This is a genomic window from Streptomyces sp. NBC_00045, assembly GCF_045041095.1.
Taxonomy (GTDB): Bacteria; Actinomycetota; Actinomycetes; order Streptomycetales; family Streptomycetaceae; genus Streptomyces.
The window spans coordinates 1,908,505-1,933,755 of sequence record NZ_CP108271.1; the positions used below are offsets into that span (position 1 = coordinate 1,908,505).

A 25,251-nucleotide genomic window follows, 5' to 3' on the forward strand; every position below is an offset into this window, starting at 1 on the left:
TATGGCCTTATAGAAAGACGACCTCTGCCGTGCACCCGCCAGCGCCGCGACGCTGGATCCATGGCCACCACCCTCGTGCGACCCCGCACCGTCATCCCCGCCGCGCCCCGGACCCACAAGGCTCCCGCGCTGCGCCACCTCGGCCCCAACTGGTACGCCTCCGTCATGGGCACGGCCATCGTCGCCAACGCCGGCGCGACCCTCCCGTACCAGGTCCCCGGCCAGCGCGTGGCCTGCCAGATCGTCTGGGCGCTGTCCGCCGTGGTCCTCGCGGTCCTGCTCGCCGCCCGCGCCGGGCACTGGCTCCACCACCGCGACCAGGCCCGCGCCCACCTGCTCGACCCCGCCGTGGCCCCGTTCTACGGGTGTCTGTCGATGGCCCTGCTGGCCGTCGGCGGCGGCACCCTCATCGTGGGCAAGGACCTCATCGGGGAGCCCGCCGCGATCGCCGTCGACGCCGTGCTGTTCACCGCCGGTACCGCGATCGGCCTGCTCATGGCCGTGGTGGTGCCGTACCTGATGGTGGTCCGGCACAAGGTCGAGCCCTCACAGGCCACCCCCGTGTGGCTGCTGCCGCTGGTGGCCCCCATGGTGTCCGCCGCGGTCGGCCCCCTGCTGATACCCCACCTGCCCGCCGGCCAGCCCCGCGAGGCGCTGCTGCTGGCCTGCTACGCCATGTTCGGGATCAGCCTGCTGGCGACGCTGCTGATGCTGCCCCTGGTCTTCGGCCGGCTGATCGTGCGCGGCCCCCTGCCCCTGGCCCTGACCCCGGCCCTGTTCCTCGTGCTCGGCCCCCTCGGGCAGTCCACCACTGCCGTGAACCAGCTCGCGGACGTGGCGCCCGGCGCCATCGAGGCCCCCTACGCCCACGCCCTCGGCGCCTTCGCGGTCGTCTACGGGGTGCCCGTGATGGGGTTCGCCCTGCTGTGGCTGGCCCTGGCCGCCGCGATGCTGGTCCGGGCGGCCCGGGCCGGCATGGGCTTCGCCATGACCTGGTGGGCACTGACCTTCCCCGTGGGCACCTGTGTCACCGGCGCCGCCGGCCTGGCCCGCCACACCGGCCTGGACGCCTTCGCCTGGCTCGCCGCCGCCCTCTTCCTCGGGCTGGTCATCGCCTGGCTGCTGGCCGCCGCCCACACCCTGCGCGGCCTGTTCACCGGCCGGCTGCTGCCCAGGACCGTTTGATCGCCGCCCCCAGGACCGCCGGCGCCTCGGCCAACGAGGGCCCGTACCAGGTCAGGTGGCGTCCGCTCACCAGGGCGGCCGGGAGGCCCGGGAAGGCCTCCGGGCCGTCCCCGGCGCTGAACGCGTAGGGCTCGTCCGGGAGCACCACCAGATCGCAGCCGCTCGCCGCCAGTTCGGCGAGCGGCACCTTGGGGTACCGCTCGGAGTGCTCCGCGTAGGCATTGCGGATCCCCAGCCTGGCGAGCAGGTCCCCGGCGAAGGTGTCCCGGCCCAGGACCATCCAGGGCCGCCGCCAGATCGGCACGAAGGCCGTCAGGGAGCCGAGGGGCTCCACGGCCGCCCAGGCGGCCTCGGCATCGTCCAGCCACTTCGGCCGCTTCAGCCCCAGGGCCCCCATCAGCACCCGGTCCAGCTCCGTCAGCGCCTGCGGCAGGTCGCGGACCTCGGTGACCAGCACCTCCGCCCCGGCCGCGCGTAGCGCCTCCAGGTCCGGGACCCGGTTCTCCTCCTCGTTGGCGATCACCAGGTCCGGGCGCAGCGCCGTGATCCGCTCGACGTCGGGGTTCTTCGTGCCCCCGATCCGCACCGCGCCGCGCTCCCCGAGGTCCGCGGGACGGGTGCACCAGTCGGTCACTCCGACGAGCAGCCCGGGAGCACTCACCGCCACCGCCTCGGTCAGCGAGGGCACGAGCGAGACGACCCGCATCCCGCTCAGCGCCCGGGCGAGGGCGGCTCGGACGTGGCGTGGATGTGGTCCCCGACGGCCACGACCAGCAGCCGGGTGTCCTCGGAGACGGCCCGCCAGCGGTGCCGCACACCGCCGGACAGGAACAGCGCGTCCCCGCTCTCCAGCCGGTACGCCCGCCCCTCGGCCTCCACCTGGCAGGCGCCCGAGACCACGTACATCAGCTCGTCGTTGCGGTGCTGGTACTCGCGGCCGGCGTCCTGGTCCCCGCTGAACTCCAGTGCGTGCAGTTGGTGGTGTCCGCGTACGAGGGGGCGCACGCCCGGGACCGGGGTGAGCCCGGAGTCGTCGCCGGCCCGTACGAGGTCGACCGTGCGGGCGGTGTCGGAGGCGGCCAACAGCTCGACGGCCGTGGTCTCCAGTGCGTCCGCGACCCGCTCCAGGGACCGCATGCTGGGCCGGGCCCGCTCGTTCTCTATCTGGCTGAGGAAGGGCACCGACAGGCCGCTGCGCGCCGATACGGCGGCGAGGGTGAGGTGGAGCGCCCGGCGCCGCTTGCGCACGGCCACGCCCACCCGGAGCGGTTCCTTGGCGTCCTTGTCCCGTTCCTTGTCGTCCGAGCCGTCCCTGTCGTCCATTGCGGGGCTGCCCTCCCCTTGTCAGGTATGTCGGCGTACATCGGCGTCCGTCACACGGAGATGTGCTGTAAGCACCTTACGCAGCAACCGCCCCCGGTTTCGCGTGCAAGAGCCCACCAAGGTACGCCCCCGGTGAAACTCCCGTGCCGTTTCCGAGCGCACTTGCGGCCACTTTCCGTGCCCCCGGCCGTAACCGTCCGCCGCGGGGCACGCACGGGGGTTGCGGCATCATCGTCTGCGTGACGACGACTCGACGCCTGATGCTGCTGGACACCGCCTCCCTCTACTACCGCGCCTACTTCGGCGTGCCGGACTCCGTGAAGGCCCCGGACGGCACTCCGGTCAACGCGGTGCGCGGGCTGCTCGACTTCATCGGCCGGCTGGTCCAGGACCACCGCCCCGACGACCTGGTGGCGTGCATGGACGCCGATTGGCGGCCGCACTGGCGGGTGGAACTGATCCCCTCGTACAAGGCGCACCGGGTCGCCCAGGAGACCGAGACCGGTCCGGACGTGGAGGAGACCCCGGACACGCTGGCCCCGCAGGTGCCGATCATCGAGGCGGCGCTGGACGCCTTCGGGATCGCCCGGGTGGGGGTCGCCGGGTACGAGGCCGACGACGTGATCGGCACCCTCACGGCGCGCGCCACGGGCCCGGTGGACATCGTCACCGGCGACCGGGACCTGTACCAGCTGGTCGACGACGCCCGGCAGCGGCGCGTGCTGTACCCGTTGAAGGGGGTCGGCACGCTCCAGGTGACGGACGAGGCGTGGCTGCGCGAGAAGTACGGCGTGGACGGCCGCGGGTACGCGGACCTGGCCCTGCTGCGCGGGGACCCGAGCGACGGACTGCCCGGGGTGCCGGGGATCGGCGAGAAGACGGCCGCGAAGCTGCTGGACGCCTACGGCTCCCTGGCCGGGATCATCGCGGCGGTCGACGACCCGAAGTCGAAGCTGACGCCCACGCAGCGCAAGCGGCTGGACGAGTCCCGGCCCTATCTGGCGGTGGCTCCGAAGGTCGTCCAAGTGGCTTCGGACGTCCCGCTCCCGGCGTTCGACCCGGCCCTGCCGGCAGCGCCCGAGCAGCCGGAACTCGTCGATGCGCTGGCGCGCCGGTGGGGTCTTGGCGGAGCAGTGTCGCGCCTGGGCAGCGCACTGCGCCCTTGAGGTGCTAACTTAGGTAATCCTAAGTTTCAGGGGAGCAAGGGGATACAGCCGTGGCAGAAGGACGCGCCCGCAAGGTCGGCACCGCAGTCGTCGTGCGCACCGAGCGGCTGACGCCGCACATGGTGCGAGTGGTGCTGGGCGGTGCCGGACTGGTCCGATTCAGTGCGGGCGAGTTCACCGACCATTACATCAAGCTGCTCTTCGCGCCCGAGGGCGTCACCTACCCCTCTCCGTGGGACCTGGACCGGATCCGCGCCGAGTACGCGCGTGAGGCGTGGCCGCGCCAGCGGGCGTACACCGTCCGCTCGTGGGACCCGGTGCACCTGGAGCTGACGCTCGACTTCGTCGTCCACGGCGACGAGGGGCTGGCCGGCCCGTGGGCGGCCCGCGCCCAGCCGGGCGAACTCGTCCGCTTCCTCGGCCCGGGCGGCGCCTACGCCCCGGACCCGGCCGCCGGCTGGCACCTGCTGGTGGGCGACGAGAGCGCCCTGCCGGCGATCGCGGCCGCGATGGAGCGGATGCCGGCCGGGGCGCGGGTGCACGCCTTCGTGGAGGTCGAAGGGCCGAGCGACGAGCAGGAGGTCGCCACCCCGGACGGCGTCGTCCCGGTCTGGCTCCACCGCGGCACCCGCCCGGTCGGCGAGATGCTCGTCGAGGCGGTCAGGGCGCTCGAATTCCCCTCCCGTGAGGTCCACGCCTTCGTACACGGCGAGGCCGGCTTCGTGAAGGACCTGCGCCGCCACCTCCGCCTGGAGCGCGGGATCCCCAAGGAGCACCTGTCGATCTCCGGTTACTGGCGCCGGGGCGAGACGGACGAGGGCTGGCGGGCCATCAAGGGCGACTGGAACGCCCGGGTCCTGGCCGAGCAGGAGTCCGCGGCCTGATGCGCGCGCCCGGGGCCCCGCCCCGGGCGGCCGCCCCGGCCCGACCGCCCCGCAGCGCGGGGTCACCCGTTCGGCATGACAATGACGGCATGCGTACGCTCCGCACGCTCACCGCAGCCGGGGCCGCCGTCGTGTTCGCCGCGACGGCCGCGACCGGCGCAGCGGCCGCGCCCAGCCCGCCGCCCGCTCCGAAGCCCCGGATCACGGACGCGGAAGTCGACGCGGCACTCGCACGCCTCCCCGGGTACGTCACCGGCACCATGCGCAGCACCGGCGTCCCCGGGATCTCCGTAGCCGTCGTCCACCGCGACAAGGTCGTCTACCTCAAGGGCTTCGGCGTCCGCCGCACCGGCGAGAGCGCCAAGGTCGACCCCGACACCGTCTTCCAGATCGCGTCGCTCTCCAAGCCGATCTCCTCCACCGTCGTGGCCGGCACCCTGAAGGACCCCGCCGATTGGGACCGCCGCGCCGAGCTCCCCGGGTTCGCGCTCAAGGACCCCTGGGTCACCGACCACGTCACCACCGCCGACCTGTTCTCCCACCGCAGCGGCCTCCCCGACCACGCGGGGGACCTGCTCGAAGACCTCGGCTACGACCAGGCGTACATCCTCGACCACCTGCGTCTGGAGCCCCTCTCCCCCTTCCGCGTGAGCTACGCCTACACCAACTTCGGTTTCACCGCGGCCGCCGAGGCCGTGGCCCGGCAACACGGTACGAGCTGGCAGAAGCTCGCCGCGGACACCCTCTTCAAGCCCGCCGGCATGACGCACACCAGCACCGAGTTCTCCGCCTTCGCGAACGCCCCCGACCACGCCGCCACCCACGTCAAGAATCCTGACGGCACCTGGTCCCCGCGCTACGTGCGCGACCCGGACGCCCAGGCCCCGGCCGGCGGGGTCAGTTCCACCGCCACCGACATGGCCCGCTGGCTGCGGCTCCAGCTGGCCGGCGGCACCCTCGACGGAAAGCGGATCGTCCCCGCGGACACCCTCGCCGTCACGCACCTGCCCCAGGTCCTGTCGCAGGCGCCGACCCCTCCCCTGAACCACACCGGCTTCTACGGCCTCGGCTGGAACGTCTCGTACGACGACGCGGGACGGCTGCGCCTGAGTCACTCCGGCGCCTTCGACCTCGGCGCCAACACGAACGTCACCATGCTCCCGCTGGAGCAGCTCGGCATCATCGTCCTCACCAACGGCGCCCCCGTCGGCGTCGCGGACGCCATCGCGGAGGACTTCTTCGACACCGCCGAGCACGGCGGGCCCACCACCGACTGGCTGCCCCTGTTCGCCGAGCTGTACGCCCAGGTCGACGACACCGGCCGCTCCACCACCGACTACGCCCACCCGCCCGCGGGCGCGGAGCCGGCCCGCGCCGACAGCGCGTACACCGGGACGTACGACAACCCGTACTACGGCAAGCTGACCGTCACGGCGAACGCCAGCGGCACGGGCCTCACCGTCGCCCTCGGCCCGAAGCCGATGCGCTTCCCGCTCACCCACTACGACGGCGACACCTTCAGCTACGTGACCGCCGGCGAGAACGCGGTGGGCCGCACGGGGGTCTTCTTCAAGGACGGCACGGTCCGCATCGAGTACCTGGACGGCGAGCACCTGGGCACCTTCACCAAGCAGTAGGCGCATAGCCTGGACCCGATGAGACGCAGAGCCCAGGCACCCCCCTCGCCCCTGCCCCAGGTCGCCGGCATCGACCCGGTCCGGCTCCGGCTGCCCGCCGACCCGGACGGGCGGTGGCCCGACCTGGGCGGCTACCTCACCGCGCGCTACGCCGGCACCCGCGGCGCCGAATCCATCGTCCACCTGCTGCACGCCGGGCGGGTGTTCGGCCCCGACGGGCAGGTCTTGGGTCCGCAGGACCCGTACGAGCCGGGCGCCTACCTCTGGTTCCACCGGGACATGGAGCCGGAGCCCGTGGTGCCGTTCCCGATCCGTGTCGTCCACCGGGACGCGCACCTGCTGGTCGTGGACAAGCCGCATTTCCTGGCGACCACCCCGCGCGGCAGCCACATCACGCAGACCGCCCTGGCCCGGCTCCGCACGGAGCTCGACCTGCCCGAGCTCAGCCCGGCGCACCGGCTGGACCGGCTGACCGCCGGACTGGTGATGTTCAGCATCCGCCCCGAGGACCGCGGCGCGTACCAACTGCTCTTCCAGGAACGGCGGGTGACCAAGAGGTACGAGGCCCTCGCCCGCCACGACCCGGCGATCGAACTCCCCCGGACGGTCCGCAGCCACATCGAGAAGACCCGCGGGGTGATCGCCGCGACCGAAGTCCCGGGCGCCGAACCGAACGCCGAGAGCTTGGTCGAACTCCTCGACACCAAGGGGGAACTGGGCCGCTACCGGTTGACCCCGCACACCGGGCGCACCCACCAGCTGCGGGTGCACATGAACGCCCTGGGCCTGCCGATCCTCGGCGATCCGGTGTACCCGCGGGTCACCGACCCGGCCCCGGACGACTACCGTCGCCCGCTCCAACTCCTCGCCCGTACCGTGTCGTTCACGGACCCGGTCACCGGCACCCCGCACCGCTTCGAGAGCGGCCTGACCCTCCGGGCCTGGGAAGACCCGCAGGCCTGGGAAACCGGGGACTGAGCCGCGGCCCGGCCGGTGGCGCGCTCCTGGGAGACCGGCCACCGGCCGGGCCGTTCCGGGTCGTGCCTAGCCGACCGAGCTGTAGGCCACGACGCCCCGCAGCAGCGCGTCGACGGCCTTGCGGGCGTTGCGCGCCACCGTGCTGCCACCCTGCGAGGACGGCGGGGCGGAGGACGCCGGGGCCGCAGCCGCGATCTGCCCCAGCACGTCGATGACCTGCTTGCACCAGCGCACGAAGTCACCGGCCGGCATCTGCGCCTCGCGCAGCACCTCGTCCAGGCTCTTGTCGGAGGCCCACTGGTACGCCGCCCACGCGAAGCCGAGGTCCGGCTCACGCTGGCCCACGCCCTCCGCCTGGTTGATGCGGTGCTCCTCCTCCAGCGCGTCGAGCCGGCCCCAGATCCGGACCATCTCACCCAGCGCCGCCTTCGCCGCGCCGCCCGGCACCTTCGGTGCCACCGCATCGTCGGACTGCCGCGCCTCGAACACCAACGCCGAGACGCACGCGGCCAGTTCGGCAGGGGTCAGGCCTTCCCAGACCCCTGCGCGCAGGCATTCGGACGCCAGCAGGTCCAGCTCCCCGTACAGCCGGGCGAGCCGCTTGCCGTGCACGGTGACCTCGTCCTCGCGCAGGTAGTCCAGCTCGGTGAGCAGCGCGTGGATCCGGTCGAAGGTGCGGGCGATGGTGTTCGTCCGGCCCTCGATGCGCCGCTCCAGCTGCTGAGTGTCCCGCTTGAGCCGGTGATAGCGCTCCGCCCAGCGGGCGTGGTCCTCGCGCTCGTCGCAGCCGTGGCAGGGGTGTGCCCGCAGCGCGGCGCGCAGCCGGGCGATCTCGCGGTCGTCGGCGGCAGCGGCCCGGCCGCGGCCCCGGCGTTCCGGCGCGATGTGCCCGGCCTTGGCGCGCAGTTGGGACGCCAGGTCGCGACGGGACTGGGGCGAGCGCGCGTTGAAGGTCTTGGGGATCCGCATCCGCTCGATGGCCTCGACCGGGACCGGGAAGTCGATGGCGGCGAGCCGCTTGACCTGCCGCTCCGCGGTCAGCACCAGCGGGCGCGGGCCCTCGGCGTACTCCTGGCCCCGGTGCCCGTGGACCCGCCCGGCCGGCACGCCCGGGTCCAGGACCAGCGCGAGCCCGGCGAACTTGCCGGTCGGCACGTGGATGATGTCGCCCGGCTTGAGCTTCTCCAACGAACCGGCGGCCTGGGCCCGGCGCTGGGCCGCGCCCTGCTTGGCCAGGTCCGTCTCACGGTCCTTGAGGTCGCGGCGCAGCTGTGCGTACTCCTCGAAGTCTCCGAGGTGGCAGGTCATGCCCTCCCGATAGCCTTCCAGGCCCTCCTCGTTGCGCTGCACCTGTCGGGAGATCCCGACGACCGAGCGGTCGGCCTGGAACTGCGCGAAGGAGGTCTCCAGCAGTTCGCGCGAGCGGTGCCGGCCGAACTGCTGGACCAGGTTCACGGCCATGTTGTACGAGGGCTTGAAGCTGGAGCGCAGCGGATACGTGCGGGTGCCGGCGAGCCCGGCGAGTGCCGCGGGGTCCATGCCGCGCTGCCAGAGCACCACGGAGTGGCCCTCCACGTCGATGCCGCGGCGCCCGGCCCGGCCGGTGAGCTGCGTGTACTCGCCGGGGGTGATGTCGGCGTGCTGCTCGCCGTTCCACTTGACCAGCTTCTCCAAGATCACCGTGCGCGCGGGCATGTTGATGCCCAGCGCCAGGGTCTCGGTGGCGAAGACGGCCTTGACGAGGCCGCGGACGAACAGCTCCTCCACGACCTCCTTGAAGGTGGGCAGCATCCCAGCGTGGTGCGCGGCGATGCCCCGCTCCAGGCCTTCCAGCCACTCGTAATACCCCAGGACGTGCAGGTCCTCGGCGGGGATGGAGGCGGTCCGCTCCTCGACGATCTCGCGCACCCTGAGGCGGGCGGAATCGTCGTTGAGCCGCAGGCCCGCGAACAGGCACTGTTGGACGGCGGCCTCGCAGCCGGCGCGGCTGAAGATGAAGTTGATCGCGGGCAGCAGCCCGTCGCCGTCGAGCCGGGCGATGACCTCGGGGCGGCTGGGCGTCCAGATCCGCCCGCGGGAGCGCCGCTCGCGCTCGCGGTCGGCCTCGCGGACCATCTTGCCGCGGCGCCGGTCCTTCGGGCTGTACGTGCGGGTGTTCTCCTCGCGCGCCATCCGCAGCAGGTCGGGGTTGACCTCGCGGCGCGCGGAGCCGCGGCCTCCGTGGTCGGACTCCTCCTCGAAGAGGTCGTAGATCCGGCGGCCGGCCATGACGTGCTGCCACAGCGGGACGGGCCGCTCCTCGGAGACGATCACTTCGGTGTCGCCGCGCACGGTGTCGAGCCAGTCGCCGAACTCCTCGGCGTTGGACACGGTGGCCGACAGGGACACCAGCGTGACCGACTCGGGGAGGTGGATGATCACTTCCTCCCAGACGGCTCCGCGGAACCGGTCGGAGAGGTAGTGCACCTCGTCCATCACGACGTACCCGAGGCCGAGCAGCGACTGCGAGCCCGCGTACAGCATGTTGCGGAGCACCTCGGTGGTCATCACGACCACGGGCGCCTCGGAGTTGACGCTGTTGTCGCCGGTGAGCAGGCCCACCTTGTCGGCGCCGTAGCGCTTGACGAGGTCGGCGTACTTCTGGTTCGACAGGGCCTTGATGGGCGTCGTGTAGAAACACTTGCGGCCCTGGCGTAGGGCCAGGTGCACGGCGAACTCGCCGACGATGGTCTTGCCCGAGCCGGTCGGGGCGGCGACCAGCACGCCTTTGCCGGCCTCCAGTGCCTTGCAGGCGTCGACCTGGTAGGAGTCCAGGTCGAATTCGTACATCTCCCGGAAGGGGGCCAGCGCGGAGGCCTCTTCGGCGGCGCGGATCCGGGCAGCGGCGTACCGCTCGGCGGGTGAGAGTTCTTCGGTCATCTTGCTGTCGAGCCTACCCGCCGCCCCTGACAACAGTCGCGATCTTTATCTACACCAGGAGGCGCAGGGCCGCCGGTATGCATTCGGCGGTCACGGGCAGCGGCCCCAGCGGTTCGCCGTCCGCGTAGGCGGTGATCCCGGCGGCCTCCAGCGTGATCTTCGCGGCCCGGTGGACGGTCACCTTCGGGTGGCTCAGGTGCGTCCCCTTGTACACCTGCGGGAAGACCTTGAGCAGGGTGGCGCGGCTGCAGTCGCCCACGACGACGACGTCGAAGAGCCCGTCGTCGGGGACGGCGTCGGCGCAGATGCGCATGCCGCCGCCGTACGAGGACCCGTTGCCGACGGCCACCAGCGTGGCCTCGGTCTCGATCACCGGGCCGTCGTCGAGGGTGATCCGGTACGGGAAGGGCCGGAAGGCGGCCAGCTCCGCGAGCATCGCCAGGTCGTACTTGAACCGGCCCGCCGGGAGCCTCATCCGGTTGCCGCGGTCGTTGACCCGCGAATCGAAGCCGGAGCACAGCACGGTCCCGTACCAGGCCCCGCCGCCGGCCCCGGCCCCTGCCGCGCCCACGGCTCCGGCTCCGGCTCCGGCTCCGGCTCCGGCTCCGGCCACCCGCCCGAGGTCGATCTCGCGGATCCGGCCCTCCTTGAGCGCCCCGGCGGCCAGCCGGCCCGCCCGCGCGGGATCCCGTACGGGCAGCCCCATGGCCCGCGCGAAGTCGTTCCCGGTCCCCACGGCGACCACCCCGAGCGGCACCGGCGTCCCCGCCAGCGCCTGGAGCGCCAGGGAGACCATGCCGTCGCCGCCGACGGCGATCACCGCCCCGGTGCCCCCGCGGACGGCGGTGCGCAGCCGGGCCAGTGCGTCCGCGGCATCGGCTCCCAGGACCGTCCGTACGCAGAACCCGGCGGCCCGGAGCGCGGAAGCGGCCGGCTGCGCGTCGTGCGCGCCCCGGCCGCGTCCCGCGGTGGGATTGACGAACAAGGTGATCTCAGCGCTCACCCGCCGGAATCTACCGGAGGGTGATCTCCGCGATCACCGCTCGGGGGCAGGCTTGCTTGCGGCGGTGGGGCCGGGGCGTGCCCGTCAGGTCGCGTCGTCGTAGCCGTTGATCTGGCGGCGGCCGCCGTCGGCCTGCTCGGGCAGGGCGGTCGGGGCCTGGACGGGCTCCATGTCGCCGATCGGCGCGGGCGTCAGGTCCAGCTCGGACGCCTCGTCGTCGTCGAGCAGCGCGTCGGGGTTGGCGCGGCTGCGCCTGCGGTCGTTGACCAGGCAGATCCCGAGCGCGATGAAGTAGAGGGCGACGATCGGCGCGGCCAGCGACATCATGGTCAGCGGGTCGCCGGTGGGCGTGGCGAACGCGGCGAAGATCGTGATGCCCAGCACCATGGCCCGCCACCAGCTCGCCAGCCGCTTCGCGGTGAGGACGCCGGTGAAGTTCAGCAGGATCAGCAGCAGCGGCAGCTCGAAGGCGAGGCCGAAGACGACGACCATGCGCGTCACCAGGTCGAGGTAGTCGTCGACCGGGAGCAGGTTGCGTGCGTTCTCGGGGGTGAATTCGAGGAGGATCGTCGCGGTCTGCGGCAGGAGCTTGTACGCGAGCACCCCACCGGCGGCGAACAGCGGTGCGCCGACGGCGACGAAGCCCATCGCGTAGCGCTTCTCGTGGTTGTGCAGGCCCGGGGCGACGAAGGCCCAGAGCTGGTAGAGCCACACCGGCGCCGAGAGCACCACACCGGCGGTGAGCGAGACCTTGAGGGCGATCGAGAACGGGGCGATGAGGCCGTTCACGGTCATGTCGGCGCAGGGCCTGCCGTTGCGCTGCGAGACCACCCCGTCGGTGCAGCCGACGGAGTCCAGCATCGGCTTCAGCATGAAGTCGATGAGGTTCTTGTAGTAGAAGGCCGCCACGATGGTGATCACGAGGATCGCCAGGACCGACTTCAGCAGGCGGTTTCTCAGCTCACGCAGGTGCTCGACAAGAGGCATCCGCCCTTCGGCGTCCTTGGCCTGCTTGCTTTGCTTCTCCTGCTTGCGGGCAGACTTGAGCAACCCACGTCCCTTGTCTCGTTGCAGATGACCGGCGTGATCGTGACCGCGGACCGGCGGCCGGGAGATCAGCCCTGGGTGGTGTGGTTCGGCTCGCTGACCGGACGGGAGCTGGTCACGTCACCGGGAGCGGCCTTGATGGTGCGCGGGGCGGCGGCCTGCTGCGGGGCCTGGTCGGCGACCGTGGCGGCGGTGGCGTTGTCCTCCGCCGCGCTCTCGGCCTTCATGGCCTTGGCCTCGCTCTTGAGGATGCGGGCCGACTTGCCGAGGGAGCGCGCCATGTCGGGGAGCTTCTTGGCACCGAACAGCAGGAAGATCACGGCGATGATCAGGAGGATCTCAAGAGGCTTCAGATTGCCGATCATGTCTGACTTCCTTCTCACCGGAACGGCTGGTTGTGTGACGGGCGGATCGGGCCGGGGACCCGAACCGCTCAGGAAAGGATCGTAACCCCCGGGGGTTAACGCCCGGCAATCCCCCGGGGTACCACGCCTTGCGCGCGGCTGCGACCGACGGTACGGGTCCCGGCCCGCACTTTCCATACGCGTGCGGGCCACGGGCCCGCCTCGCGCAAGCCCGCACACCCGCGGGTCACTGCCGGGCGCTCCCGCCCGCCCGCGCCAGGTCCGACGCCGCGCGCTCCAGGTCCACCGAGGCGTCCGTGATCCGCCGACCGGCCAGCTCGACCTGGCCGGCGAGCCGCCGCACCTGCACGGCGACCCGTACGGCGAGGACGGCGAGGACGGCGAGCCCGAGGAAACCCAGGGCGATTGCGAGCATCGGCCACAGCATGGGTCGAGCCTAGGCCACCTGGCGCCTCAGATGCTGCGCAGGGTGCTCACGCCGCCGCCCGTCAGCAGTTCCACGATGCGCTCGCCGGCCGGTTTGCGTACGGAGGCCCCGCACTCGGGGCAGGTGAACGAGTAGAACGTGGTCCGCCGGCTCCCGCCGATCACCAGCCGAAGGGCTGCGGCGTCCAGCTCGAAGCCGGCCCGACAGTCGGAACAGGCCGCCTTGAAGGAGACCGGCCCCACCACGGACGACCGTCCCGGCGACCCTGCGCCAGCATGCACACCCCGCGGCCCAGACATTGGCGACATCGCTCGGCGCTCCCCTCAGCCCATTCATTACAGACGGCACAGCTCCCGTAACGGCAAGGCCCGTACCCCACGGCCCCGCCGCGGCCCCTGGTCCAGCCGGTCCGGCCCCGTGCGCCGTCCCCGTCAGCCTTCTTCGCCGTACCCGGCGAGCGCCTCACGGGCCGCCTGCCGCGCACTGTCGGCCAGTGCCGCGGGCGCCACGATCCGGCCCTCGCGGCCCAGCCGCAGCGCGAGGCGGCGCAGCGAGGCCGGGTCCGGGCTGCGCAGCGTGATCCGCAGGCCGCCGTCCGACAGTTCCTCGGCGCTGTCGTGCGGGTAGTACTCGGCGACCCAGCGGCCGCCCGGCCCGACCTCGACCACGACCTCCGGGTCCTCGGCGGCCGGCTGGACGAGCCCCTCGGACAGGTCGCGCGGCTCGATGGCGGGCGGCTCGGCCCGCTCGTCCAGCAGCCGGATCTCGGCGACCCGGTCGAGACGGAAGGTGCGCCGGGCCTCGGAGAGGTGGCACCAGCCCTCCATGTACGTGTGGCCGACCGCGAAGAGCCGGATCGGGTCGACCTTGCGCTCGGTCAGCTCGTCCCGCGCCGGCGAGTAGTAGCGCAGCCACAGCCGGCGGCGCTCCGCGATGGCCCGGTCGACGTCGGCGAAGACACCGCCCTCGGCCTCGAAGGTGACCGACAGCCGGGAACTGGCCCCGGCCGCCTCGCCCGCGGCCGCCTCCAGCTTCGCGGTGGCCCGCAGCAGCGCGTCCCGGTCGCTCTCGCGCAGTCCCGGCAGGGTGGCCACGGCGCGGGCGGCGACCAGCAGCGCGGTCGCCTCGTCGGCGGCGAGGCGCAGGGGCTCGGCGGTGGACTCCCCCGACGCGTCGGGATTGCGCCACCAGATCCGCTCCCCGTCGGTGTCGATGTCGAGCAGGTCGCCGCCGCGGAAGCTGGTCCCGCACATGGGCAGCACGTCGAGGTCCGAGATCAGCTCGTCCTCGGTGATCCCGAAAGCGCGGGCGACGTCCGCGACGTGCGCCCCGGGGCGCTCGCGCAGGTAGGTCACCAGGGACAGCATCCGGCGGGTCTGGTCGATGGCGTTGGCAGCCATGCTGGTACGTCTCCCCCTCAGGGCACGTCTTGCGGACGGTGCGGTTGTGCGGTGGTTGCGGATCGTGCGGCGGTCCCGGGCTGTCGGTACCGGCGGCCCGCCCGACCCGGTCTGCCCGGTCTGCCCGGCCCGGTGCGCCGGGCCGCCCTCAGCCCTTGGCCACGGCGCGCAGCCGGTCCACGACGTCCGCCCGCAGGTCGGCGGGTTCCACGACCACTACGTCCGGCCCGAACTCGACCAGCCAGGCGTCCAGCCCGTGCCCGTAGGGGATTTCCAGCTCGTCCCAGCCGTCCCCGCCCTCGCGCACGGCGGTGGCCTTGGCCCGCAGCGGGTACCCGGCGCCGGCCCGCAGCCGGATCAGGGCGGAGCGGTCCGCGCTCTCCCCGGCCCAACTCGCCACGGTCTCCCGCACGGTGACCACGTCCGGGACCTCGGCGGTGTACTTGGCCGCCCGGGAGCGGACCTTGCCGGTGATCCGGGAGAGCCGGAACACGCGCTCCGCCCCGCGGTCGCGGTCGTAGCCGGCCAGGTACCAGTGGCCGCGCCAGCACTCCAGCGCCCACGGCTCCACCTGGCGGGTCTCGGGGCGCGCGGCGGTGGACTTGCGGTAGTCGAAGACCACCGGCCGGCGGTCGCGGCAGGCCAGCATCAGCGGTTCGAAGGCAGCCTCGTGGACCGGGATGCGCGGCTCGATGGCGCTGTGCTGGCCCTCGTACGGGTCCCCCGCCTCCGGCATCCCGCCCGCGCGCAGCTTCTGCAGGGCGCCGCTGGCGGCTCCCGCGAGGCGGGCCTGTTGCCAGACCTTGGCCGCGAGCCCCAGGGCGGCGGCCTCCTCGGCGTCGAGGGACACGGGCGGCAGCCGGTTGCTGTCACGGCGGGCGAGGTAGCCGGTTTCGCCCTCCAGGTTCTCCACCGTCTCAATGACCAGGCCGAGTTCACGCAGATCGTCCTTGTCCCGCTCGAACATGCGGTTGAACGATTCGTCGTTGCCGGCTTCCATGTACGCCTCGATGGAGCCGCGCAGCTCACGCTTGCTCAGTGGCCGACGGGTCCCCAGCAGACACAGCGCCAGATTCATCAGCCGCTCGGCCTTGGCAATCGCCATCGACGCCCTTCCGCCCTTCTCCGCTTACACGTTGCACGCAACGCACGACACACGACACGCCCGGGCGCACGAGGCGCACGTCCGTGACCGTTGACCGTACCGCCCCGGCGGGCCCCGGCAAAAGCGAGGGCCCCCGCCTGACGGCGGGGGCCCCATTACCTGTCACGAGTCGTCGGATCAGACGCCCATCAGGTCGCAGACGAAGATCAGCGTCTCGCCCGGCTTGATGGCGCCGCCGGCGCCGCGGTCGCCGTACGCGAGGTGCGCCGGGATGACCAGCTTGCGGCGGCCGCCGACCTTCATCCCCTGGATGCCCTGGTCCCAGCCCGGGATGACCTGGCCGATGCCCAGGATGAACTGCAGCGGGGTGCCGCGGTTCCAGGAGGCGTCGAACTCCTCGCCGGTGGAATAGGCCACGCCCACGTAGTGGACGGAGACCTTCTTGCCGGCCTCGGCCTCGGCGCCGTCACCCTCCCAGACTTCCTCGATGACGAGGTCGGCCGGAACCGGGAAGTCGGGGAAGTCGATCTCGGGCTTGCTGAGCTGGTCGCTCACGGAACTGCTCCTCATAACTGAATCAGGTCAACTGGGACAGTCTTACATCACGGCGAGGATGTCGAGGCTGAAGACCAGCGTCGAGTTCGCCGGGATGGTGCCCGTCTCCTTGTCGCCGAAGCCCTGGTCCGGCGGGATGACGAGCAGGATGCGGCTGTTGACCTTCTTGCCGATCAGGCCGTCCTTGAGGCCCTTGACCGAGAGCTGGTCCATCGGCCAGGTCACCGTCTGGTCCGTGGCGTACGTGCTTTCGAAGGTCTTGTCGTCCTTCCACGTCTTGCCGTTGAACTTGACGATGACGCTGTCGGTGTCCTTGACGGCCGGGCCGTCACCCTCCAGCACGTAGTTCGAGACCAGCTTGGCCGGCGGCGCGGTGTCCTTCGGAACGGTCACGGAGACTTCCTTGCCGTCCGTGTTCGTACCGATCTTCGGCAGGTCCTTGTTGTCCTGCGCGACCTCCTTGCCCGTGGCCGAGGCCGGGACCGAGGTGCCCTTGACGATGTCCACGACGAAGACCAGCGTGGCGTTCGGCTTGATCTTGTCGCCGGAGCCCTTGTCGCCGTAACCGAGGTCCGGCGGGATCACCAGCTCAAGGCGGCTTCCGACCTTCTTGCCCTCAAGGCCCTGGTCCCAGCCCTTGATGACCATTCCGGCACCGATGGTCACGTCGAACGGCTTGCCCTTGCCGAAGCTCTGGTCGAACGGCTCCTTGCCGTCCCACACCTGGCCGTAGTAGTTGACCTGGGCGACATCGCCCTTCTTCAGCACCGGGCCGTTGCCCTCGCTGACGGTCACCACCTTCAGCTGCTTCGGCGGGTCGCCCTTGCCCGTGGACAGGGTCGGGGTCTCACCGAACTTGGCACCCTTGGTGATCGCGGGCGCCCCGTTCGTCATCTGGGCGGAGTCGGAGCCGCTGTCGCCACAGGCTGCTGTCGACAGCAGCAGAAGGGGTACGACAAGCAGGCCGGCAAGTCGGCGCACGTGTTCCTCAGATCTCAGACGGCACGGTCGTCGCCACTCTAAGGCGTGCGCCGGGCCCCGTACGAGATCCGTACGGGGCCCGGCCAAGATCAGCACGATGTCACATCCCGGCGATCAGCTTCTCCACCCGGTCGTCCACCGACCGGAACGGGTCCTTGCACAGCACGGTCCGCTGCGCCTGGTCGTTCAGCTTCAGGTGCACCCAGTCGACCGTGAAGTCCCGCCGCTGCTCCTGCGCCCGGCGGATGAAGTCGCCGCGCAGCCGCGCCCTCGTGGTCTGCGGAGGAACCGACTTGCCCTCGAAGATCTTGAGGTCGTTGCAGATCCGCGCCGCCTGCCCCTTGCGCTCCAGCAGGTAGTACAGCCCGCGCCGGCGGTGGATGTCGTGGTAGGCGAGGTCTATCTGAGCCACCCGCGGATTCGACATGGTCATGCCGTGCTTGGCCCGGTACCGCTCGATCAGCTGGTACTTCATGACCCAGTCGATCTCGGTCCCGATCCGGTCCAGGTCCTCCGCCTCGATCGCGTCGAGGGTGCGGCCCCACAACTCCAGCACCTGGTCCACCGTGCCGGTACGGATGCCCCGGCGCTCGGCGAAGTCCACCGCCTTGTCGTAGTACTCGCGCTGGATCTCCAGCGCCGAGGCCTCGCGGCCGCTCGCCAGACGCACCTTGCGCTGGCCGGTGATGTCGTGGCTGACCTCGCGGATCGCCCGGATCGGGTTCTCCAGGGTCAGGTCCCGCATCACCGTCCCCGCCTCGATCATGCGCAGCACCAGATCGGTGGCCCCGACCTTGAGCAGCATGGTCGTCTCGGACATGTTCGAGTCCCCGACGATCACGTGCAGGCGGCGGTAGCGCTCGGCGTCCGCGTGCGGTTCGTCCCGGGTGTTGATGATCGGCCGGGACCGGGTCGTCGCGGAGCTGACGCCCTCCCAGATGTGCTCGGCCCGCTGGCTCACGCAGTAGACCGCACCCCGGGGGGTCTGCAGCACCTTGCCCGCGCCGCAGATCAGCTGCCGCGTGACGAGGAACGGAATGAGGATGTCCGCCAGGCGGGAGAATTCTCCGTGCCGGGCCACGAGATAGTTCTCGTGGCATCCGTACGAGTTGCCGGCCGAGTCGGTGTTGTTCTTGAAGAGATAGACGTCGCCCGCGATTCCCTCCTCGTGCAGGCGGCGTTCGGCATCGACGAGCAGGCCTTCGAGAATGCGCTCGCCCGCCTTGTCGTGCGTGACGAGTTCCGTCACGTTGTCGCATTCGGGAGTTGCATATTCCGGATGCGAACCCACGTCGAGGTACAGACGGGCGCCGTTCCGCAGGAAGACATTGCTGCTGCGGCCCCATGACACAACACGGCGGAAGAGGTAGCGCGCCACTTCGTCAGGAGACAGTCGGCGCTGTCCCCTGAACGTGCACGTGACGCCGTACTCGTTCTCCAGCCCGAAAATGCGGCGGTCCATGACTGAACATTACGCCTTCTGCACTGTTCTGAAACCGGGTTCGTGAACGCCGTTTCGATCAGTTGCCGACGAGCCGCTCCGCCGCGCCCCCCGCAGGGCCCTCCAGCGCACCGCCGACCACGCCTTCCGGCGCAGCCGACGCAGAGCCCGTCACCGTACGGGTCCGGCCCGGAGCAGCCAGGACGCGCTGAGTGAGCGTCAGCACCACCAGGGCCGCGGCCCCGGCCGCACACGCCACCCCGAACCCGGCCGCCGTACTGCCCAGTTCCACCGCCGGACCCGCCACCGCCGTACCGACGGCCGCACCCACCCCGAAGAAGGTCACCAGCCAGGAGAACGCCTCCGTCACCGTGCCCGCCGGAGCGTGCCGGTCCACCACGATGAACGCACAGGCGATCGTCGGCGCCAGGAACACCCCGGCCAGGGCCGTCAGCGCCGTCATCGCCACCGGACCGGGCGTCAGCAACAGCGGCAGGTAACCCAGCGCCAGCATCGCCACCAACCCCCGCAGCCGACGCTCCGGCGCCCCGCCCCACTGCCGCGCCCCGTAGACCACTCCGCCGACCAGGGCGCCCAGCCCGAGGGCCGCCATCATCCAGCCGTAGACCGCCTGACCGCCGTGACCGTCCGAATAGGCGATGCCCGCCACCGTGATCGAGCCCAGGGCGCAGCCCACGAAGAAGAACGCACCCAGCAGCGCCATCAGCCCCCGCGAGCGCAGCGCGCCCAGCCAGTGGGCCTCGCGCGGCTCCGAGCGCCAAGTGCGCGACGGCTCGCTCAGCACGACCGACAGGGCACCCAGGACGCCCAGCGCATTGATCACCAGGAGGGCGCCGGACGGGCTCCACAGCGCGACGCACACCGTCACGATCAGCGGGCCGACGGTGTACATGATCTCCTGAGCCACCGCGTCCAGCGCGTACGCGGCGTGGACCCGCTCCTCGCGGCCGCCCAGCACACCGGGCCACAGCGCCCGCAGGCCGCCCTCCAGCGGCGGCGAGAAGAACCCGGAGACGACGACCGCGCCGTAAGCGGCAGCGGCCGACCCCGTACCCGCCAGCGCCAGCCACGCCATGCCGAGCGCGGAAGCCACCGCGGCGGGCAACTGGACCCGGGGCTGCCCGTACAGGTCCACCGCGCGGCCGAGCAGCGGCTGCCCCACCGCGTTGGCGAAGCCGTACACGGCGGCCAGCGCGCCCGCGAGGCTGTAGCTGCCGCCCCCGGCCCGCACGAACAGCACGATCGCGATCGCCGCGGTGGCGTTCGGCAGCCGGCCGACCAGCGTGCCCGCCAGCAGCCGTGCGGCGTGCCGGGTCCTGAGCAGCTCCGCGTAACCCGCGGCCATGTCCGCCCCTTTCTGCCCGGACCCTGCCGGAGTAATACGTATAACGAAGACAGTTATACGTACCATGGCCGAAGCCTGCCGGTCCAACCCGCGGACCACCCGCACCCTCGCCGACCTCGCATTCCAGGAGAACCGTGTGACGAGACCCACCAGCCGGGACGTGGCCACCGCCGCCGGGGTCTCCCAGGCCACCGTCTCCCTCGTCCTCGGCGACAAATGGCGCGGCCGCGTCTCCGAACGCACCGCCGACCTCGTCCGCGAAGCCGCCACCACCCTCGGCTACCGCCCCAACCTCGCCGCCCGCAACCTCCGCCTCGGCAGCACCCGCACCGCCCTCCTCGTCGTCCCCGCCCTCACCAACGAGTTCTTCGCCCGCGTCTACACCGGCGCCGCCCGCATCGCCGCCGAACACGGCTTCGGCGTCGTCCTCTACCCCTCCCCCGACGGCACCGGCCCCGCCCGAAACCCCTTCGCCTCCGCCCGCGCGGCCCTCGACGGAGTCATCGCCTCCTCCATGGCCGCCCGAGCCCTCGACGCCATCGGCGACGCCGGACTCCCCCTCGTCATGCTCGACAGCGACCCCACCGCCGGACACGCCGCCGCCCACGTCAACCTCGCCATGGCCGACGGCATGCGCCAAACCACCGAACACCTCCTGGCACTGGGCCACCGCCGCTTCCTCCACCTCGCCTCGGCCGTCGACTCCTGGACGTTCGACATCCGCGCCGAAGCCCTGGCCGCCCTCCTGAGGCCCCACGCCGAGCTGCGCACCGTACGGGCCCCCCTCACCGTCGCCGACGCCCGTACGGCCGTGGAGGCCGCCCTGACCGCCCCCGAGGGCCGACCCACCGCCATCGTGTGCGACGACGACATCCTCGCCGCCGGCGCCTGCAAGGCCGCCCGCCGCCTCGGCCTGCGCGTCCCCGACGACCTCTCCGTCACCGGCATCGACGACCTCGCCCTCGCCACCGCCGTCGAACCCGAGCTCACCACCGTCCGCCTGCCCGCCGAACGCGTCGGCGAACAGGGCATGACCGCCCTCCTCGCCGTCCTCGACGGCACCCCCTGGACCGCCCCCGACATCCCGGTCGAACTGATCGTCCGCGCCTCCTCCGGACCGGCACCCACCGGCCCCTGAAAAACGAACGGCGCCCCCGGCCCGAAGGCCGGGGGCGCCACCGCGCCCGGATCCCTACTCGGAATCGTCCTCGGGAGCCTCGTCGTTCGAGACCGCGTCAGCCTGCGCCGCCGCCGGAACGTCCGCCTCCAGCAGCCGCGACAGCTGCCGGCCCCGGATCCGCTTGAACTTCCGCTGCTGCGACCGCGTCCGGTCCAGCACCGCAACCTCCAGCCGCTCCGCCGGAATCGTCTTGTCCGCACCGCTCGCCTGGCTGGACAGCGCCTGCACCGCCAGCTTCAGCGCCTCGGACAGGGTCATCCCGTCCTGGTGCCGCTGGTCCAGATAGGTGCTGATCTGCTCGGCGTTGCCGCCGACCGCGACCGAGCCGTGCTCGTCCACGATCGAACCGTCGTGCGGCAGCCGGTAGATCTGGTCACCCGCCGCGGTCGCACCGACCTCGGCCACGACCAGCTCCACCTCGTACGGCTTCTCACCGGCACTGGAGAAGATCGTGCCGAGCGTCTGCGCGTAGACGTTCGCCAGCCCACGGGCCGTCACATCGTCACGGTCGTAGGTGTATCCGCGCAGATCGGCATAGCGCACGCCGCCGATCCGCAGGTTCTCGTACTCGTTGTACTTGCCGGCGGCCGCGAAGCCGATCCGGTCGTAGATCTCGCTGAACTTGTGCAGCGCGCGGGACGGGTTCTCGCCGACGAACACGATGCCGTCGGCGTACTGCAGCACGACAAGGCTGCGACCGCGGGCGATGCCCTTCCGGGCGTATTCCGCCCGGTCGGCCATGGCCTGCTGGGGTGACACATAGAACGGAGTCGACACCGGTTGTCCGTCCCTTTCTTCTGGGCGACGAGAGGAGTGGTCAGAGCAGGGCGGCGCGCGGACCGTCGGGCTGCTCCAGGCGACGGTTGGTGACCGTACGGGCGAGCTCCTGCGACTCGTCGTCGCTGAGCCTGCGGAATCCCTCGTCCGTGATGACGGTGACGATCGGATAGATGTGGCGGTACAGGTCCGGACCACCGGTCGCCGAGTCGTCGTCGGCGGCGTCGTACAGGGCCTGTACGACGAGGGTGGTGGCCTGCTCCTCCGTCAGATCGGGGCGGTACAGCTTCTTCATGGAGCCCCGGGCGAAGATGGAACCGGACCCGGTGGCGGCGTACCCGTGCTCCTCGGAGCGGCCGCCGGTCACGTCGTAGGAGAAGATCCGGCCCTTCTCCTTGGCCTCGTCGTACCCCGCGAACAGCGGTACGACCGCCAGCCCCTGCATCGCCATCCCCAGATTGCTCCGGATCATGGTCGACAGCCGGTTGGCCTTGCCCTCCAGGGAGAGCGTCGCGCCCTCCACCTTCTCGAAGTGCTCCAGCTCCAGCTGGAACAGCTTCACCATCTCCACGGCCAGGCCGGCCGTACCGGCGATGCCGACCGCGGAGTACTCGTCGGCCGGGAACACCTTCTCGATGTCCCGCTGCGCGATCATGTTCCCCATGGTCGCCCGCCGGTCACCGGCGAGCACGACCCCGCCGGGGAAGGTGGCGGCGACGATCGTCGTCCCGTGCGGCGCCTCGACGACCCCCTCGGGCAGCTTCCGGTTCCCCGGCAGCATCTCGGGCGAGTGCGCCCCGAGGAAGTCCATGAAGGACGAAGACCCCGGCGTCAGGAAGGCTGCCGGTAGACGCCCTGTGCTACGAGTGTTGGGTTCCACAGGTTTCCTTCCACGTAAGCGGCTGCACGCCTTATGACGTCCGGCCGATCCTTGAACTGCCCCAGTGCTGCGTGACAGCTGAAGCACAGTACGCCTCGGACCTTACCCGTCTGATGATCGTGATCCACGTGCTCTGCCGGACCCTGTTGGCAGATGACGCGGACACCGCCCTGGGCCACGATCATCTCGTCGCGCTCCGCCTCGGTGATGCCGTAAGCCCGCTTGAGGTGGCCCGCCCGCCCTTGGACGGCCCGGCAGGCCTTGCAGCGGGTGGATACCCCGTCAGATGCCGGGCGTTCTTGTGCCATTCACCGTGCGGCTCGACCTCGCCGCACTGCCGACAGAGCTTCCACCCTGCCGGCACCTCGACATGCTCCTTGACGACCTTGCCTTTGGCGGCCTGGCGGCGCCGGTAGTGCCGAGCACTGTATGCAGCCACACATGCGCGACAACTGGGCTGGAGCCCGTCACTGCGATTGAGATCCGAGGCGAATCCGCTCAGTGGCAGGTCACGAGCACACCCTCGACACCACTTCGTTCCATTGGACATGGAGCACACACCGGCGGATTCGCCTTAGATTCGAAGGTTATTCGCCGCCTTTTTGGACGAAACTCCGAACGAAGTCCTCGGCATTCTCCTCAAGTACATCGTCGATCTCGTCAAGAACCGAGTCGACGTCGTCGGAGAGCTTTTCCTGTCGTTCCTTGAGGTCCGACTGTGCCTCCGCGGCCTGCTCCTCGACCTCCTCGGTCGAGCGAGTCGCCTTCTGCTGTCCGCCGCCGGTGTCCTTGGTCGCCATGTCTACCTCACCCCGCTCGGTTCGCGCGCTCATGTCGAGAGACCCCGGGATCGGGATCTCTCAAGATCAGACCCTACGTCGGACCCTACAAGGAGGGTCCGGCATTCGTCCCCGCACTTTCATAAAGTGCGGCTTCTTTCATGATTCCCGGAACGGTGACTTTTCAGCCCTCAGTTTCCGCTCAGTACGCGCACCAGGTCCTCCGCCGTGCGGCAGCGGTCCAAGAGCTCCTTCACGTGCTTGCGGGTACCCCGCAGGGGTTCCAGCGTCGGGACCCGCTGGAGGGAGTCGCGGCCCGGGAGGTCGAAGATCACCGAGTCCCACGAGGCCGCGGCCACGTCGTCCGCGTACTGCTCCAGGCACCGGCCCCGGAAGTACGCCCGGGTGTCCTCCGGCGGCTTGCCCTGGGCGCGCTCGACCGCCGTCTCCTCCACCAGCCGCTTCATCTTGCCGCGGGCCACCAGGCGGTTGTAGAGGCCCTTCTCGGGCCGTACGTCCGCGTACTGGAGGTCCACCAGGTGGAGCCGGGCGGCGTCCCAGCCGAGCCCGTCCCGCCTCCGGTAGCCCTCCAGGATCTCGCGCTTCGCGATCCAGTCCAGCTCTCCCGACAGGCTCATCGGATCGCTCTCCAGCCGGCCCAGCACGTCCTCCCAGCGGGCCAGCACGTCCTTGGTCTGCTCGTCCGCGTCGGAGCCGAAACGCTCGTCCACGTACTTCCTGGCCAGCTCGAAGTACTCCATCTGGAGTTGTACGGCGGTCAGGGTGCGGCCGCTGCGCAGCGTGATCAGGTGCCGGAGGTCGGGGTCGTGGGAGACCTGGTGCAGGGTGCGCACGGGCTGGTCCACGGCCAGGTCGACGTTGATGAAGGAGTCCTCGATCATCGAGAGGACGAGGGCGGTGGTGCCGAGCTTGAGGTAGGTGGAGATCTCGGAGAGGTTGGCATCGCCGATGATCACGTGGAGGCGGCGGTACTTCTCCGCGTCGGAGTGCGGCTCGTCGCGCGTGTTGATGATGGGGCGCTTGAGCGTGGTCTCCAGGCCGACCTCGACCTCGAAGTAGTCCGCGCGCTGACTGATCTGGAAGCCGTGCTCGCGGCCGTCCTGGCCGATGCCGACGCGGCCGGCGCCGGTGACGACCTGGCGGGAGACGAAGAAGGGGGTCAGGTGGCGCACGATCTCCGAGAAGGGGGTCTCCCGCTTCATCAGGTAGTTCTCGTGCGTGCCGTAGGAGGCGCCCTTGTTGTCGGTGTTGTTCTTGTAGAGGTGGATGGGCTGGGCTCCGGGGAGCTGGGCCGCCCGTACGGCCGCCTCGGCCATGATCCGCTCGCCGGCCTTGTCCCAGAGGACGGCGTCGAGCGGGTTGGTGATCTCCGGGGAGCTGTATTCGGGGTGCGCGTGGTCGACGTAGAGCCGTGCGCCGTTGGTGAGGATGACGTTGGCGAGGCCGATGTCCTCGTCGGTGAGCTGGCTGTTGTCCGCGGCCTCGCGGGCGAGGTCGAAGCCCCGGGCGTCCCGCAGCGGATTCTCCTCCTCGAAGTCCCAGCGGGCGCGTCGCGCCCGGTGCATCGCCGCCGCGTAGGCGTTGACGATCTGGGACGAGGTGAGCATGGCATTGGCGTTCGGGTGCCCCGGGACGGAGATCCCGTACTCCGTCTCGATTCCCATTACTCGCCGTACGGTCATGCGGCCCTCCTTGCCCGGCGGCGCTCCCGTTCGGGAGCGGCGCTCAAGTACCGCTGGTGCTCCGGTGCGTGTGCGGTGCCCGTCCCCGCACTGCGCGACCGGCGGTACGGAAGAGCCTAGAACCACTCCGCGCTGGTGGGGAGATCATTT

Annotated in this window: 25 protein-coding genes; 6 read left to right on the plus strand and 19 right to left on the minus strand. The window is 71.1% G+C overall.

Going from position 1 to position 25,251, the window contains the following annotated elements:
• Positions 1-60 precede the first annotated feature (60 nt).
• Positions 61-1,185 (plus strand): TDT family transporter, encoded by a 1,125-nt coding sequence (locus OHA65_RS09070; RefSeq protein ID WP_327282619.1) that lies wholly within the window; start codon positions 61-63, stop codon positions 1,183-1,185.
• On the opposite strand, the gene OHA65_RS09075 is transcribed toward OHA65_RS09070, so the two are convergent.
• Positions 1,154-1,891, minus strand: a complete 738-nt coding sequence (locus OHA65_RS09075) for a helical backbone metal receptor (protein WP_405761712.1) — start codon at positions 1,889-1,891, stop codon at positions 1,154-1,156. The two genes, OHA65_RS09070 and OHA65_RS09075, sit on opposite strands and share 32 nt — an antisense overlap.
• Before the next feature lie 5 nt (positions 1,892-1,896).
• Complete coding sequence (locus tag OHA65_RS09080) at positions 1,897-2,508, minus strand: XRE family transcriptional regulator (protein ID WP_327282621.1); 612 nt, start codon at positions 2,506-2,508, stop codon at positions 1,897-1,899.
• 260 nt (positions 2,509-2,768) lie between these two features.
• Here OHA65_RS09080 and OHA65_RS09085 point away from each other — a divergent pair, with 260 nt between their 5' ends.
• The 4 genes from OHA65_RS09085 (at position 2,769) to OHA65_RS09100 (ending at position 7,173) form a co-directional block, all read left to right on the plus strand.
• Positions 2,769-3,674 carry a 5'-3' exonuclease gene (locus tag OHA65_RS09085; protein ID WP_328765156.1) on the plus strand — a complete coding sequence of 302 codons (906 nt, stop codon included), beginning with the start codon at positions 2,769-2,771 and terminating at the stop codon, positions 3,672-3,674.
• Between the two features lie 50 nt (positions 3,675-3,724).
• Complete coding sequence (locus tag OHA65_RS09090) at positions 3,725-4,558, plus strand: siderophore-interacting protein (protein WP_327282622.1); 834 nt, start codon at positions 3,725-3,727, stop codon at positions 4,556-4,558.
• An 89-nt stretch (positions 4,559-4,647) separates the two neighbouring features.
• Positions 4,648-6,195: a serine hydrolase gene (locus OHA65_RS09095; protein WP_328762226.1), complete on the plus strand. Its 1,548-nt coding sequence runs from the start codon at positions 4,648-4,650 to the stop codon at positions 6,193-6,195.
• Positions 6,196-6,213: 18 nt separating this feature from the next.
• Entirely contained in the window at positions 6,214-7,173 is a 960-nt protein-coding gene (locus OHA65_RS09100) for an RluA family pseudouridine synthase (protein ID WP_327282624.1), read from the plus strand.
• Positions 7,174-7,239: 66 nt separating this feature from the next.
• Here OHA65_RS09100 and OHA65_RS09105 read toward each other — a convergent pair whose 3' ends face one another.
• From OHA65_RS09105 to OHA65_RS09160, 12 genes are all read right to left on the minus strand, one after another.
• Entirely contained in the window at positions 7,240-10,092 is a 2,853-nt protein-coding gene (locus OHA65_RS09105) for a DEAD/DEAH box helicase (RefSeq protein WP_327282625.1), read from the minus strand.
• A gap of 49 nt (positions 10,093-10,141) precedes the next feature.
• Positions 10,142-11,095, minus strand: a complete 954-nt coding sequence (locus OHA65_RS09110) for a diacylglycerol kinase (protein WP_405761714.1) — start codon at positions 11,093-11,095, stop codon at positions 10,142-10,144.
• Between the two features lie 84 nt (positions 11,096-11,179).
• Positions 11,180-12,145 carry a twin-arginine translocase subunit TatC gene (tatC, locus tag OHA65_RS09115; protein ID WP_327282627.1) on the minus strand — a complete coding sequence of 322 codons (966 nt, stop codon included), beginning with the start codon at positions 12,143-12,145 and terminating at the stop codon, positions 11,180-11,182.
• Positions 12,146-12,210: 65 nt separating this feature from the next.
• Complete coding sequence (gene tatA / locus OHA65_RS09120; RefSeq protein ID WP_099893653.1) at positions 12,211-12,507, minus strand: Sec-independent protein translocase subunit TatA; 297 nt, start codon at positions 12,505-12,507, stop codon at positions 12,211-12,213.
• A gap of 226 nt (positions 12,508-12,733) precedes the next feature.
• Entirely contained in the window at positions 12,734-12,934 is a 201-nt protein-coding gene (locus OHA65_RS09125) for a hypothetical protein (protein ID WP_327282628.1), read from the minus strand.
• 26 nt (positions 12,935-12,960) lie between these two features.
• Complete coding sequence (locus tag OHA65_RS09130) at positions 12,961-13,233, minus strand: hypothetical protein (protein ID WP_327285585.1); 273 nt, start codon at positions 13,231-13,233, stop codon at positions 12,961-12,963.
• A gap of 132 nt (positions 13,234-13,365) precedes the next feature.
• On the minus strand, positions 13,366-14,334 hold the full coding sequence (locus OHA65_RS09135; RefSeq protein ID WP_327282629.1) for a WYL domain-containing protein: 969 nt from the start codon (positions 14,332-14,334) through the stop codon (positions 13,366-13,368).
• A gap of 148 nt (positions 14,335-14,482) precedes the next feature.
• Positions 14,483-15,439 (minus strand): WYL domain-containing protein, encoded by a 957-nt coding sequence (locus tag OHA65_RS09140; protein ID WP_327282630.1) that lies wholly within the window; start codon positions 15,437-15,439, stop codon positions 14,483-14,485.
• A 177-nt stretch (positions 15,440-15,616) separates the two neighbouring features.
• Entirely contained in the window at positions 15,617-16,009 is a 393-nt protein-coding gene (locus tag OHA65_RS09145) for an FKBP-type peptidyl-prolyl cis-trans isomerase (RefSeq protein WP_327282631.1), read from the minus strand.
• Between the two features lie 27 nt (positions 16,010-16,036).
• Positions 16,037-16,975, minus strand: a complete 939-nt coding sequence (locus OHA65_RS09150) for an FKBP-type peptidyl-prolyl cis-trans isomerase (RefSeq protein WP_328762233.1) — start codon at positions 16,973-16,975, stop codon at positions 16,037-16,039.
• A gap of 100 nt (positions 16,976-17,075) precedes the next feature.
• Complete coding sequence (gene pafA, locus OHA65_RS09155; protein WP_030294339.1) at positions 17,076-18,437, minus strand: Pup--protein ligase; 1,362 nt, start codon at positions 18,435-18,437, stop codon at positions 17,076-17,078.
• A gap of 58 nt (positions 18,438-18,495) precedes the next feature.
• Positions 18,496-19,782 (minus strand): MFS transporter, encoded by a 1,287-nt coding sequence (locus OHA65_RS09160; protein ID WP_327282633.1) that lies wholly within the window; start codon positions 19,780-19,782, stop codon positions 18,496-18,498.
• A gap of 136 nt (positions 19,783-19,918) precedes the next feature.
• On the opposite strand from OHA65_RS09160, the gene OHA65_RS09165 reads away from it, so the two are divergent.
• Positions 19,919-20,920: a LacI family DNA-binding transcriptional regulator gene (locus tag OHA65_RS09165; RefSeq protein ID WP_327282634.1), complete on the plus strand. Its 1,002-nt coding sequence runs from the start codon at positions 19,919-19,921 to the stop codon at positions 20,918-20,920.
• A 54-nt stretch (positions 20,921-20,974) separates the two neighbouring features.
• Here OHA65_RS09165 and prcA read toward each other — a convergent pair whose 3' ends face one another.
• From prcA to dop, 5 genes are all read right to left on the minus strand, one after another.
• Positions 20,975-21,739, minus strand: a complete 765-nt coding sequence (gene prcA / locus OHA65_RS09170) for a proteasome subunit alpha (RefSeq protein WP_327282635.1) — start codon at positions 21,737-21,739, stop codon at positions 20,975-20,977.
• Positions 21,740-21,779: 40 nt separating this feature from the next.
• Positions 21,780-22,619 (minus strand): proteasome subunit beta, encoded by an 840-nt coding sequence (prcB, locus tag OHA65_RS09175; protein ID WP_327282636.1) that lies wholly within the window; start codon positions 22,617-22,619, stop codon positions 21,780-21,782.
• Positions 22,571-22,927, minus strand: a complete 357-nt coding sequence (locus OHA65_RS09180; RefSeq protein WP_327282637.1) for an endonuclease VII domain-containing protein — start codon at positions 22,925-22,927, stop codon at positions 22,571-22,573. Before OHA65_RS09180 ends, prcB begins: the two co-directional genes overlap by 49 nt.
• 279 nt (positions 22,928-23,206) lie before the next feature.
• A complete protein-coding gene (locus OHA65_RS09185; protein ID WP_045947082.1) occupies positions 23,207-23,419 on the minus strand; it encodes a ubiquitin-like protein Pup in 213 nt (70 codons plus the stop codon).
• Between the two features lie 170 nt (positions 23,420-23,589).
• Complete coding sequence (gene dop, locus OHA65_RS09190) at positions 23,590-25,101, minus strand: depupylase/deamidase Dop (protein WP_327282638.1); 1,512 nt, start codon at positions 25,099-25,101, stop codon at positions 23,590-23,592.
• Positions 25,102-25,251: the final 150 nt, after the last annotated feature.